Source organism: Pseudomonas farris (assembly GCF_019145235.1).
In the GTDB taxonomy this organism is placed as follows: Bacteria; Pseudomonadota; Gammaproteobacteria; order Pseudomonadales; family Pseudomonadaceae; genus Aquipseudomonas; species Aquipseudomonas farris.
This window is the reverse complement of sequence record NZ_JAHSTV010000006.1, coordinates 64244-76494: the sequence shown is the minus strand read 5'-3', so window position 1 is coordinate 76494 and position 12251 is coordinate 64244. Positions and strand designations below refer to the sequence as shown.

Below are 12251 nucleotides of genomic sequence, written 5' to 3'. Positions count from 1 at the left end.
GCTAATTTGTGCTCGGCCGGTATTGCAGTGCCTCGGCCAAGTGCTCGCGGGTAATTCCATCGACTTGCTCAAGGTCCGCCAGGGTGCGCGCCACTTTGAGCAGTCGATGGGCTGACCTCAGTGACAAGGTCAGCCGTTCACGCGCCGTTTCCAGCCAGATTTGGTCAGCAGTGACGGGAATCGCGCGAGCCCTCCCAAAATGCCCTACCGGGTTTTCAGTGCATTGGCCAGGCGCAGCATGGCCGCTTCGATTTCATAAGCGGTCAGCGACGAGTAACCCAATAACCAGCCTTGTTTCTTCTCCTCGCCGGCGTACAACCGGCTCAGACCGGAAAGCTGAACGCCCGCGCTGGCTGCTTGGCGGATGGTTTTTTCTTCAGACCAGCCATCGTGCAGCAGGCAGGGAATTTGTAGCCCGCCAGGAGGGCGCAAGGCGGTAACGATGCCGTCCAAGTGCTTACCGATCGTGTCGAGCATGATGGAGCGGCGTCCGGCATACAGCTTGCGCATGGCTCGGACGTGGGCGTTGTAATGGCCGTCCTCCATAAAGCGCGCCAGGGTCAGTTGCAGGATTTGTGGTGTATGGCCGTCAATCATGCTGCGGGCGTAGGTGAAAGCCTTGATCAGCTCGTGGGGGAGTACCATGTAACCCATTCGCAAACCGGGGTAGAGGGTCTTGCTGAAGGTGCCGATATAGAGCGTACGCTGATACTTGTCCAGGCCCTGTACGCAGGCGGTCGGTTGCCCGTCGTAGTGAAACTCGCTGTCGTAATCATCTTCGATGACCCATTTGCCCTTCTCCGCTGCCCAGTTGATCAACTCAAGACGACGCTCCAGCGGCAAGGTCGCGCCGGTGGGGTATTGATGAGAAGGCGTGACATAAACGCAATTGGCGCCGCTGCGGTCGGCGTAAAGCAGGTCGGTGCGTATGCCCAGTTCGTCGACATCGATGGGAAGAACGTTGGTCTCGGCGGTTTCAAAGGCTTTCTTGGCGCCATAGTAACCCGGGTTTTCCAGCAGGATCGGTTTGCCGACGTCCACCAGCAACTGCGCACACAGAAAAAGAGCCTGGCGAGTGCTGCTCAATACCATGATCTGGTCGGGGGAGCATTTGGCCCCGCGCTCGAGGTTCAAGTAGGTGGCGATGGCCTTGCGCAGCGGCTCGGCGCCTTGCGGATCGCCGTGCAATAACACGTTGGCGCGATAGTCCTTCATCACTTGGCGTTGCAGGCGCTCCCAGACATCGGTGGGGAAGGTGCGGGTTTCCGGCAGGCCGGTCGCGAATGCCTTGATTACCTGCTGATCGTTCACGCCGCCACTGTCGAAGATCATCCGCCCGCGCTGGCTCAATCCCGCCCCCGGTGCCGCCTGACTGCTTTTGACTTCCTGCGCCTTGATGCGTCGGCGCGCTGCGCCGCGCAATTCGGTGCCCAGCGTTTCACAGACATAACTGCCAGCCCCTTCGCGCCGCACGATAAAACCGTCGCGGTGCAGTTGCACGTAGGCGTTTTCAACGGTGTCGCGGGCAATCCCGAGTGACTTGGCCAGGACCCGGGTCGCGGGCAGCTTCAAGCCTGGGGCAAGGGCGCCATCGAGGATCAATGCACGCAGTGCGCGCTGAATCCGCTGATGCAGATTCAACAGCTGAAACTCAACATCGTTGAGGCGCATTTTCAGCGTTTCCAGCTCGAACGTTTTCGCCATGCGGTCTGCCTGATCTTAGTAAATTGGCCTGCAAAGGCAGGCCAGTCTATCCGTAGAATCCGCCCCTCGTCACTGCCTTTGCGCTCGGTGATCGGTCGATGCATTGAGCGACTTCATGAAGAATTTTGCCCGCGGGCTGAGGCAGGGATCGCTTTCAGTCACAGCAAGCGGTCTGGTAAGTGGTCTGGCCTTCTGCGAGAAAGTGTAGGGGCAAAGCATGCCATTTCAACGTTATAAATCCGCCCTTATCCGGGACAGGCACCTCGTTTTGCAAGGAGCAAAGCCATCATGTCGTCTTCAGCATTGCCATCGCCCCTGCGTCTACGGGACCTTCTGCATCCGATTGTCGCCGGGCTGATTTCAGTCATCGTCAACTATGGCGGCACTTTCATCCTGGTCTTTCAGGCCGCCAAAGTGGCCGGGCTCAGCCCAGAGCTGACGGCGTCGTGGGTATGGTCGGTGTCGATTGGCGTGGGCATTACCGGGCTGTTTCTGAGTTGGGTGAGCCGTGAGCCGATCATTACCGCCTGGTCGACACCCGCGGCGGCTTTTCTGGTCGTCGCGCTGTCCACCACGCCTTACGCCGAGGCGGTGGGTGCGTACATTATTTCGGCCGCCGCCTTCGTGCTGCTGGGTTTGTCCGGTTGCTTCGAAAAACTCATCCGCCTGATTCCGTCGGGTGTGGCTGCGGGCCTGCTGGCCGGTATCTTGCTGCAGTTCGGAATCGGCGCGTTTGGTGGCATGAGTCTTGACCCAGTGTTGGTCGGGTTGCTGATTGCCGCTTACGTTGTGCTCAAGCGCTTTACCGCGCGCTACGCGGTGGTGGGCATTCTGGTGCTGGGGCTGGCGTTTCTTCTGACGCAGGGCCGTGTAGAACTGTCGGGGCTGGTGCTGCAATTCGCGGCACCGGTATTCACCCAGCCTGAGTTTTCGATCAATGCACTGCTCAGTGTGGCACTGCCGCTGTTCCTGATCACGCTCACCGGCCAGTACATGCCGGGCATGCTGGTGCTGCGCAACGATGGCTTCAGCACCAGCGCTAATCCTATCCTGACTGTCACAGGGCTGGGCTCCTTGCTAATGGCGCCCTTCGGTTCTCACGCCTTCAATATCGCGGCCATCACGGCGGCCATCTGCACCGGCAAAGAAGCCTCGGAGGATCCGTCCAAGCGCTGGATCGCCGGGGTTGCTGCGGGACTGTTCTACATCCTCGTAGGGATTTTCGGGGTGACCCTCGCTGCAGTGTTCATGGCGTTACCGGCCACCTTCATTACGACGCTGGCCGGGCTGGCCCTGCTCGGCACTATCGGCGCGAGCCTGGCCTGCGCCATGGCTGACGTCAAAACCCGCGAAGCCTCGCTGATCACCTTTCTGGCGTCCGCCGCGAACATCACCTTGCTGGGGATTGGTGGGGCGTTCTGGGGATTGCTGATCGGTCTGGCGGCTTATGCCTTACTCAATGGCCGCTTACCGCGTCGCGAGACGATGGTCATTCCGGCTGCCGACGCTGTTGTGACGACCAAAGGAGCCACCCACTGATGTTTGATCAATTGGAAAAAACCGTCACCCTGCACGAGCGTCATGGCCGTTACCCACAGGCCACCAGCGTCGAGGACTTTCGCCGCAACCTGGCAGCCGTGCAGCAGCGGATCGCTAACGCCTGTCAGCGGGTTGGACGTGATCCGGCGAGTGTGCGCCTGCTGCCGGTCAGTAAAACCTTTGACGAAGCTCATCTGCGTCTGGCCTACGCTGCCGGCTGCCGGCTACTGGGTGAGAACAAAGTGCAGGAAGCGCAGCGCAAATCGCAGGCCATGGCCGATCTGGCCGACTTGCAGTGGTCGGTTATCGGCCACCTGCAAACCAATAAGGCCAAGCAGGTGGCGCGTTTTGCCAGTGAGTTTCAGGCGCTGGACAGCCTGCGAGTGGCCGAGGCCCTGGATCGTCGCCTGCACATCGAGGGGCGCCAGCTGGATGTGTTCGTTCAGGTCAATACCTCCGGCGAAGCCAGCAAATACGGCTTGGCGCCCGAAGCCGTCGCGGACTTTTTGTCCGCCCTGCCGGCGTTCCCGGCGTTACGGGTGCGTGGGTTGATGACACTGGCGCTGTTTTCGGCCGACGTGCTCCGTGTCCGCCCTTGCTTTGTACGGCTGCGCGAACTGCGCGAGCGCTTGCGCCAGCGCGCCCCGGCGGGCGTCGGGCTGGAGGAACTGTCCATGGGCATGTCCGGTGATTTCGAAGTCGCCATTGAAGAGGGGGCCACCGTGGTGCGTGTTGGTCAGGCCATCTTCGGCGCACGTGCCATGCCGGATGCCTACTACTGGCCGACCGCGGATGCCCGCCCGGGAAGTGATGAGTAGTCGTCGCTGACATTCCCCTTAACATCTTGATCCAGCTCTACAGGAAGCCAATCCGATGTACGACTCAACGCTGACCCTTAAAGCATTCGACGCCGAGCTGTGTGAGGCGATTCATAACGAAGAACATCGTCAGGAAGACCACGTCGAACTGATCGCTTCCGAAAACTACGCCAGCCCTCTGGTGATGAAAATCCAGAGCACCGTGCTCACCAATAAATACGCCGAAGGCTATCCAGGCAAGCGCTACTACAGCGGCTGTGAGTATGTCGATGTGGCCGAGCGTCTGGCCATCGAACGGGTCAAGGCCCTGTTCAGCTGCGACTATGCCAACGTGCAGCCACATGCGGGTGCCCAGGCGAACGCCGCGGTATTCCTGGCATTGATCAATCCCGGCGATACGGTGATGGGCATGAACCTGGCTCAAGGTGGACACCTGACCCATGGTAACCCTTCAAACTTCTCGGGCCGTCATTACAAGATCGTTCCTTATGGCCTTGACCCGGAGACGGGCTTTCTCGACTACGACGAGATGGAACGTATCGCCCTGGAAACCCGGCCGAAGATGCTGATTGGTGGTTTTTCTGCCTACTCCCGGTACAAAGACTGGGCGCGCATGCGGGCCATTGCCGACAAGGTCGGGGCCATTTTCTGGGTCGACATGGCCCACGTCGCAGGGTTGGTCGCCGCGGGAGAATACCCGGACCCATTGCCGCATGCCCATGTGGTCACCAGCACTACACACAAGACCCTGCGGGGCCCACGGGGTGGCTTGATTTTGTCCAAGGGGCAAGATGAAGCATTCTACAAAAAGCTCGATTCTGCGGTATTCCCGGGTGTCCAGGGCGGCCCATTGATGCACCAGATCGCCGCCAAGGCCGTCGCTTTCAGGGAAGCACTGAGGCCCGAGTTCAAAACCTATCAGGCACGGGTGGTGATCAACGCCCGGGCCATGGCGGCCGTGCTGCAAGAGCGGGGTTACAAGATCGTCTCCGGTGGCACCGATAACCACATGATGCTAATCGACCTGTCCGACAGGCCCTATACCGGCAAGGAAGCCGATGCGGCCCTGAGCAATGCCTACATCACCGCTAACAAGAACTCGGTGCCCAACGACCCGCGCTCACCGTTCGTGACCTCCGGGCTGCGCATCGGTACCCCGGCCATCACCACCCGTGGTTTCGGCGTGATCGAATGTGAACAATTGGCGGGCTGGTTGTGCGACGTACTGGACGCCCTGGAAAACGGCGACAGCGAGAGGGTCGGGCGCCACGTGCGTGAACAGGTGGTGGAGCTCTGCCGCCGTCATCCTGTCTATCGTTAACCCTGTTACTCCGGGCTATTGCCAGGCTGATGTCATCATTGGGCGAAAAACCAGGCGCGCGGCAAGACGCCTGGGACGAATGGGTGCATCCGATGCCAACCTGTTGCGTCTCTAGCTGGGTGCTGATGGCCGATATTGCAGTGCTTCGGCTACGTGGCTGCGACCGATAGCGTCTACTTGTTCCAGATCCGCCAGGGTACGGGCGACTTTCAGTAGGCGGTGAGCCGCACGAAGCGAAAGAGTTAGTCGCTCGCAGGCGCTTTCCAGCCAACCTTCATCTGCTTTGGATAACGCGCAATGCTGGCGTAGCCCTGGCAGGTCGAGAAAGGCGTTGGCGCAGCCCTGACGCTGTTGCTGACGCTCCCTGGCCTGGGCGACCAGGGCAGAAGCGCTGGCCGTGTCGTCACCGGCCTTGATCGGGTTCAGTGCCGTGCTTTCCCGGGCTACGGTCAAATGCAGGTCGATGCGGTCCAGCAAGGGCCCGGACAATTTGTTGCGATAGCGCTGAACCATGTCCGGTGTACAGGTGCAACGGCCGCTCGGCTCGCCAAGATATCCACAGGGGCAGGGATTCATCGCGGCGACCAGTTGAAAGCGCGCCGGAAAGCGCACGCGGTCCTTGGCGCGGGAAATCACGATGTGGCCGGATTCCAGTGGCTCTCTCAGTACCTCCAACACCTTGCGATCAAATTCCGGGAGTTCATCGAGGAAGAGCACGCCATGGTGAGCGAGGGTGATTTCGCCCGGTTGTGGTTTCGAGCCACCGCCCACCAGTGCTGGTCCTGAAGCGGAGTGGTGTGGCTGTCGGAAGGGGCGCTGTGGCCAATGACTCAACGGCACGCAACTGGCGACCGATTGAATCGCCGCCACTTCCAACGCCTCACTCTCGATCAATGGCGGTAGCAGCCCCGGCAGACGACTCGCCAATAACGTTTTCCCCGTCCCCGGCGGTCCGCTGAACAGCAAGTTATGAGCTCCCGCCGCTGCAATCAGCAAGGCGCGTTTGGCCGCGAGTTGCCCCTGCACTTCATTCAAATCGGGGTAGGGTTTGCTGGCGTAGAGCAAGCCATTGGAAGCGTAGGGTTCGATGGGCGTGTGGCCATTGAAATGCGCGACCGCCTCCAGCAAATGATCCACCGCAATCACTTTCAATCCCGAAGCCAGGCAGGCCTCCTCGGCATTCGCTCGCGGCACCACCAGCGTGCGCCCGGCCTTGCGCGCCGCCAGCGCCGCCGGCAACACACCCCGAACCGCCCGCACCGCCCCCGACAGTGCCAACTCTCCCAGGCACTCGACGTCATCCAGCGTCAACGTTGGCACTTGCACACTGGCCGACAGAATCCCCAAGGCAATCGCCAGATCGAACCGCCCGCCGTCCTTTGGCAGATCGGCAGGGGCGAGATTCAAGGTGATGCGTCGCGCCGGAAATTGCAGCCCTGAATTGATGATCGCGCTGCGTACTCGGTCCTTGCTTTCCTTCACGGCGGCTTCGGGCAGCCCGACCATGGTCAGCGACGGCAAGCCGTTGGCCAGATGGACTTCTACGGTGACGGCGGGCGCTTCCACACCGACCTGGGCGCGGCTGTGGACGATGGAGAGGGACATGGTCGTTCCTTGAGCTGTACGGGAACCGCTTCCTGCGGTTTTTTGAAGGGTAGCCGGGGAGTGAGGGTTTAGCGTGGCGGCAAGGGAAGGAAACTTTCGCAGGATGTTGCGAGTGTTGGTGAGCTAATTCGGGAGCTTCGTCAGGCTCGTACCTGCAAGCCAGCCACTCGGTTCAAGTTCTTTGCCCTGAGCAGCGGCGACATCCAAAAAGCGGCGTTGATTGGCCGATACGCTCCCGGCTAACCGGAGTGCCTCAGCATGATATTCAGCGACGAGTAACAGTTTGGCTTTTTGTTTTTTAGATTTCATAGCGACCTTTTGGATTCGTAGATTGGTTTTTTTTGGGGTCAGTTAGCTTAAGAGGTAGACACGGTTTTGATGCAATGGGAATTGGCGCTTGTTTTTGTAGGACTCGGCTGGATTTCGAAAGCCTTCTGAAGGACTCAGGTAGTCCTTTTCCTAAAGTTTTGAGAGGGGGCCAAGAATCGCAACACCGCGTTTGCATTAGTGAATTCAGGTTATACACTCAAGATTAATGCATAACGTTAAGCTTTAAATTATGATCGTTAGCTTTAAGTGTTCTGAGACCGAGTACCTGTTTCGCAACGGAAAGACCCGTATGTGGTCAGCCATTCTGAGTGTCGTGGAACGAAAGCTGACGATGCTTGATGCTGCTGCCGTGCTGATGGACCTTCGATCACCACCAGGCAATCGATTGGAGGCGCTGGAAGGAGATCGAAAAGGTCAGCACAGCATCCGCATCAACGCTCAATGGCGAATTTGCTTTGTTTGGGGTCTTAACGGGCCAGAGAATGTCGAAATCGTCGATTATCACTGAGGTGAGTAATGACTAAGAATGGTATGCGCCCGGTTCATCCTGGCGAGATCCTCAAAGAGGAATACCTGGAGCCTCTGAGCCTTACGGCTGCGGCCTTGGCCAGAGCGTTGAGCGTTTCGACGCCTACGGTGAACGACATCGTGCTTCAGCGTCGAGGTGTCAGTGCCGATATGGCTCTAAGGCTATCTATCTGCCTGGACACGACTCCCGAGTTTTGGCTGAACCTGCAATCGACATACGATTTGCGAAAAGCCGAGATCGAACGAGGGGCTGCGATCCGGGATCAGGTTGAGCGTCTTCCGCACTGTGCTTGATCCTCTGCTCCTGAACGAACCCCACGCTACGAACGTGGGGTTTTTGTGTCGTTCAGAATGCCTGAAGTATTCGCGACGCACGTTTCCACCACGGCGCATTGACCGAATGCTGTGGCTGTTCTCGATCTGGCAGGATCTGCGGAACATCCTGCAATCGAATCCACGGCTGGTTATTCCAGTGCAGCAAACTCAACGACATTTCCGGCCAATTCAGCAGGCTCAGGATCGGGCGCTCTGTTGAGGTGGGTTGTTGGGCGTCTCTGAGCGCCGGCACCACGTCGTGGGTCAGCCATTCGCGCAGGCCTCGGTATTCGGGGCAGTAGTGGTAGACCAGTAATGCGTAGACACCGGATTCGCTGATCAGCAGTGTGTTTTCGACGGTGCCGTGGATGAGTGTCTGCAGATTCTGGTGCTGGTCGGGATCGAGTTTGCGTAGTGCTCGTTCGTCGAGGAAGAGCCTGAGCAATCGACCGAGGTCGCGGGCGCTGAACCAGGGTTGGTTTTCCAGGAGGAGGGCGTGGAGGTGGAGTTTGTGGCGGGTGAAGATGTGGGGGGTCAGGTAAGTGTCATCGCTATTCATTGATACAGCTCCTTTTGCTAAAGGGGCTGCCGTCAACCGTCGCCAAACGATTGGGTGGCAGCTGTACGCGGGTTGGCGAACCGGAGCAAAAGGAACCCGGCAGACCCGAAGATCTCCCACGCACAGCCGCCATGACTCGATATGGCGGAAATAAACCCGCCATCGGATGGTCGTTGTGCGCCTTAAGCTTCCGGGTCGCCAAACCCAGTGCTGAACATTCAGCAGAAGTGAGCTTAAGAACCGGGGCTTCACGGCGCAATCGGACGGCGGTGCTGATCTTTGTAGGAAGTTGCCGGGATGTTTGCGGGGCTTAAGATCAAAAGATCGCAGCCTTCGGCAGCTCCTACAGAGGTGGTCGTTCCAACGAGGGGCTGCTGGAACATCGTGGTGACTCTATCGCGAGCAGGCTCGCTCCCACATAGACCCCATTGTCAAAGGGGATCGGCGGGGTTACTCGGTCGGTGGATTGAGCTTCGCTTCCAGCTCCGCCACTTTCGCTTCAAGGCTCTCCAACCGTGCGCGGGTCCGCGCGAGCACAACCATCTGGCTATCAAACTCTTCCCGGCTCACCAGGTCTAGCTTGCTGAAGCCGCTCTGCAACAGAGCCTTGAACTGGCTTTCGATTTCGCTTTTCGGCAGTGGGGTGTCGCCGCTGAAGAGGCGGGAGGCGGTGCCGCTCAGGGCGTCGAGGAAGTCTTTGGGCGCGAGCATGGGAAATGTCCTGTCAACAATGGCGGGCAGTGTATCACGCAGTGTCTATAGTCAATCTCGGCGACTGCGATGCACGCTTTTCGCGCATATGGGTGGACGGCCGCGCACTGTTGTTGTGCGTAACTGTTGCGTCAATTGAGCGAAAGGGTCTGCGGCAGCGGCCAAGCACTTGAAATCAATGGGTTTTGGATAGATGGCAAGCTTTCTGCTTAGTCGCTGGTGACCCATGCACTGATGCAGTCGCTGTGACGAATGCAGTGCGCCAAGCGGAACGGGGGAAGTTTCGTGCGGAGTGGTTCGCTGGCGTCGGACGGGCAGGTAGGCCGACGATGCGTTACAAAGCCAGGCACTGCGCTTAGACTTGAGTCGGGTTTGTTTTCCTGGGGCAAGTCCACCAATTCGGGAGAGAGTTTTCATGAAGCTAGTCACTGCCATCATCAAGCCGTTCAAACTGGACGACGTGCGCGAGTCGCTGTCCGAGATCGGCGTGCAGGGCATTACCGTTACTGAGGTCAAAGGCTTCGGTCGGCAGAAGGGTCACACCGAGCTGTACCGCGGCGCGGAGTACGTGGTCGATTTTCTGCCCAAGGTGAAGATCGATGTCGCCATTGACGACAAGGATCTGGACCGGGTTATCGAGGCGATAACCAAGGCCGCCAACACCGGCAAGATCGGTGACGGCAAGATCTTCGTGGTCAATCTGGAACAGGCGATTCGCATCCGTACCGGCGAAACCGATACCGACGCAATCTAAGCCGCCACAAACCCAACGCCCCAGGAGAAAACAATATGACTCTGCGTAAATTCGCAGGGCTAGGAGCCCTGTTGTCCCTCGTAATGCCCGGCCTGGCCATGGCGGCAGACGAAGTGGCGGCCCCAGTCCTCAATTCCGGCGATACCGCCTGGATGATGACCTCGACAGCCCTTGTGCTGTTCATGACCATTCCCGGTCTCGCGCTGTTCTACGGCGGCATGGTTCGCTCGAAAAACATTCTTTCCGTGATGATGCAGTGCTTCGCCATTACCGGTCTGATCAGCATTCTGTGGGTCATTTATGGCTACAGCATTGCGTTCGACACCACCGGCATGGAGCAGGGCGTCGTCAACTTCAACTCGTTCTTCGGCGGCATGGGCAAGGCATTCCTCGCCGGTGTCACGCCTTCGAGCCTGACCGGCCCCGCGGCGTTGTTCCCCGAGGCGGTCTTCATTACCTTCCAGATGACTTTCGCCATCATCACCCCAGCGTTGATTGTCGGTGCTTTCGCCGAGCGGATGAAGTTCTCCGCCATGCTGATCTTCATGGGCATCTGGTTCACCCTGGTTTACGCACCGATTGCGCACATGGTCTGGTCCGGCAACGGCGGCCTGATGTGGGACTGGGGCGTACTCGACTTCGCCGGCGGCACCGTGGTGCACATCAACGCCGGTGTGGCCGGTCTGATTGCCTGCTTGGTGTTGGGCAAGCGTAAAGGTTTCCCGACCACCCCGATGGCTCCGCATAACCTCGGCTACACCCTGATGGGCGCCGCGATGCTGTGGGTCGGCTGGTTCGGCTTCAACGCCGGTTCTGCTGCCGCCGCTAATGGCACCGCCGGCATGGCGATGCTGGTCACCCAGATTGCCACCGCTGCTGCGGCGCTGGGCTGGATGTTTGCCGAGTGGATCACCCACGGCAAACCAAGCGCACTGGGTATCGCTTCGGGTGTTGTGGCCGGTCTGGTTGCAATCACTCCGGCAGCCGGCACCGTGGGCCCGATGGGCGCGCTGGTGATCGGTCTGGCGGCGGGCGTGGTGTGCTTCTTCTGCGCCACCACCCTGAAACGCAAACTCGGTTATGACGATTCCCTGGATGCCTTCGGTGTGCACGGAATTGGCGGTATCCTCGGCGCGATCCTGACCGGTGTGTTCGCGGCACCGGCCCTTGGTGGCTTCGGCACAGTGACCGACATTGGTGCACAAGTCTGGATTCAGTGCAAAGGCGTGGGCTTCACGGTGATCTACACCGCGATCGTCACTTTCATCATCCTTAAGGTCCTGGACGCCGTCATGGGTCTGCGTGTCACCGAGGAAGAAGAAGCTGTCGGCATCGATCTGGCGCTCCACAACGAACGCGGCTACAACTTGTAAGCACGCGCATAAAAAAATTGCCCGGCTTGCCGGGCATTTTTTTGTCTGGAATTTGTCAGTGGAGGAAGGGCTGAAAGGTTTTTTCTGACACGTTCAGTCGCGTTTGCGACGGGCGTTTTTCTACGGCCAATGGCTTACACGATTGAAGGAATATTAGGGCCTTTGTTTTTTCACAGAGCGCGCTAGAATGCGCCCCGAACGTGCGGAGAACTGTATGTGGCAACAGACTCTGATTACCCTGCGGGCACGGCCCCGGGGCTTTCATCTGGTAACGGATGAATTACTCGCCGGCTTGCCTGAACTCAAGGCGTGTCGGGTCGGTCTGTTGCATTTGTGGCTACAGCATACCTCGGCGTCGTTGACCATCAACGAGAACGCCGATCCGGCGGTACGTCGCGACTTCGAACGATTTTTCAATCGTCTGATCCCACAAGGAACAGACGGCTATGAGCATAACGACGAAGGCCTGGACGACCTCCCGGCGCACTTCAAGGCCAGTGTACTTGGCTGTCAGCTCTGTTTGCCGATCTCGGCAGGCCGACTGGCGTTGGGGACCTGGCAAGGTGTTTATCTGGGCGAGCACCGTGATCACGGCGGTGCCCGTAAAGTCCTCGCCACCGTGCACGGTGAAGGGGCATGAAAACCGCTGGTTACCAGCGGTGGTTGATTTTTTTCCGGCAGCCGTCGACAGACG

The 12251-nt window shown here is 59.0% G+C and carries 12 protein-coding genes and 1 pseudogene; 8 read left to right on the top strand and 5 right to left on the bottom strand.

The features are described 5' to 3' along the window. Nucleotide 1: 1 nt before the first annotated feature. A pseudogene (locus tag KVG95_RS13985) lies at nt 2-172 on the bottom strand (magnesium chelatase subunit ChlI family protein); the annotation flags it as partial. A 32-nt stretch (nt 173-204) separates the two neighbouring features. Then, on the bottom strand, nt 205-1704 hold the full coding sequence (pdxR, locus tag KVG95_RS13980; protein WP_217856850.1) for a MocR-like pyridoxine biosynthesis transcription factor PdxR: 1500 nt from the start codon (nt 1702-1704) through the stop codon (nt 205-207). Between the two features lie 288 nt (nt 1705-1992). Here pdxR and KVG95_RS13975 point away from each other — a divergent pair, with 288 nt between their 5' ends. The 3 genes from KVG95_RS13975 to glyA are packed head-to-tail and all read left to right on the top strand — an operon-like array spanning nt 1993 to nt 5382. After that, nucleotides 1993-3243 carry a benzoate/H(+) symporter BenE family transporter gene (locus KVG95_RS13975; protein WP_217856849.1) on the top strand — a complete coding sequence of 417 codons (1251 nt, stop codon included), beginning with the start codon at nt 1993-1995 and terminating at the stop codon, nt 3241-3243. Beyond that, nucleotides 3243-4061: a YggS family pyridoxal phosphate-dependent enzyme gene (locus KVG95_RS13970; RefSeq protein WP_217856848.1), complete on the top strand. Its 819-nt coding sequence runs from the start codon at nt 3243-3245 to the stop codon at nt 4059-4061. Before KVG95_RS13975 ends, KVG95_RS13970 begins: the two co-directional genes overlap by 1 nt. Nucleotides 4062-4116: 55 nt before the next feature. After that, on the top strand, nt 4117-5382 hold the full coding sequence (gene glyA / locus KVG95_RS13965) for a serine hydroxymethyltransferase (protein ID WP_217856847.1): 1266 nt from the start codon (nt 4117-4119) through the stop codon (nt 5380-5382). A gap of 111 nt (nt 5383-5493) precedes the next feature. Here the strand turns inward: glyA and KVG95_RS13960 are convergent, their stop codons facing one another. Beyond that, nucleotides 5494-6987: a YifB family Mg chelatase-like AAA ATPase gene (locus KVG95_RS13960; protein ID WP_217856846.1), complete on the bottom strand. Its 1494-nt coding sequence runs from the start codon at nt 6985-6987 to the stop codon at nt 5494-5496. Nucleotides 6988-7546: 559 nt separating this feature from the next. Here KVG95_RS13960 and KVG95_RS13955 point away from each other — a divergent pair. Together KVG95_RS13955 and KVG95_RS13950 are read left to right on the top strand one after the other, a co-directional pair. Beyond that, nucleotides 7547-7825 carry a type II toxin-antitoxin system RelE/ParE family toxin gene (locus tag KVG95_RS13955; RefSeq protein ID WP_123499512.1) on the top strand — a complete coding sequence of 93 codons (279 nt, stop codon included), beginning with the start codon at nt 7547-7549 and terminating at the stop codon, nt 7823-7825. A gap of 8 nt (nt 7826-7833) precedes the next feature. After that, nucleotides 7834-8139, top strand: a complete 306-nt coding sequence (locus tag KVG95_RS13950; RefSeq protein ID WP_030129123.1) for a HigA family addiction module antitoxin — start codon at nt 7834-7836, stop codon at nt 8137-8139. A gap of 52 nt (nt 8140-8191) precedes the next feature. Here the strand turns inward: KVG95_RS13950 and KVG95_RS13945 are convergent, their stop codons facing one another. Together KVG95_RS13945 and KVG95_RS13940 are read right to left on the bottom strand one after the other, a co-directional pair. Further along, on the bottom strand, nt 8192-8719 hold the full coding sequence (locus KVG95_RS13945) for a BRO-N domain-containing protein (protein WP_217856845.1): 528 nt from the start codon (nt 8717-8719) through the stop codon (nt 8192-8194). Nucleotides 8720-9169: 450 nt separating this feature from the next. Next, a complete protein-coding gene (locus KVG95_RS13940; protein ID WP_008007559.1) occupies nt 9170-9430 on the bottom strand; it encodes an accessory factor UbiK family protein in 261 nt (86 codons plus the stop codon). Between the two features lie 415 nt (nt 9431-9845). Between KVG95_RS13940 and glnK the strand changes: the two genes are divergently transcribed. The 3 genes from glnK to KVG95_RS13925 all read left to right on the top strand — a co-directional run bounded on the left by glnK (nt 9846) and on the right by KVG95_RS13925 (nt 12197). Further along, nucleotides 9846-10184, top strand: a complete 339-nt coding sequence (glnK, locus tag KVG95_RS13935) for a P-II family nitrogen regulator (RefSeq protein ID WP_002555808.1) — start codon at nt 9846-9848, stop codon at nt 10182-10184. Between the two features lie 35 nt (nt 10185-10219). After that, nucleotides 10220-11557, top strand: a complete 1338-nt coding sequence (locus KVG95_RS13930; RefSeq protein ID WP_217856844.1) for an ammonium transporter — start codon at nt 10220-10222, stop codon at nt 11555-11557. A gap of 214 nt (nt 11558-11771) precedes the next feature. Continuing rightward, nucleotides 11772-12197, top strand: a complete 426-nt coding sequence (locus KVG95_RS13925; RefSeq protein ID WP_217856843.1) for a secondary thiamine-phosphate synthase enzyme YjbQ — start codon at nt 11772-11774, stop codon at nt 12195-12197. The last annotated feature ends 54 nt before the right edge of the window (nt 12198-12251 follow it).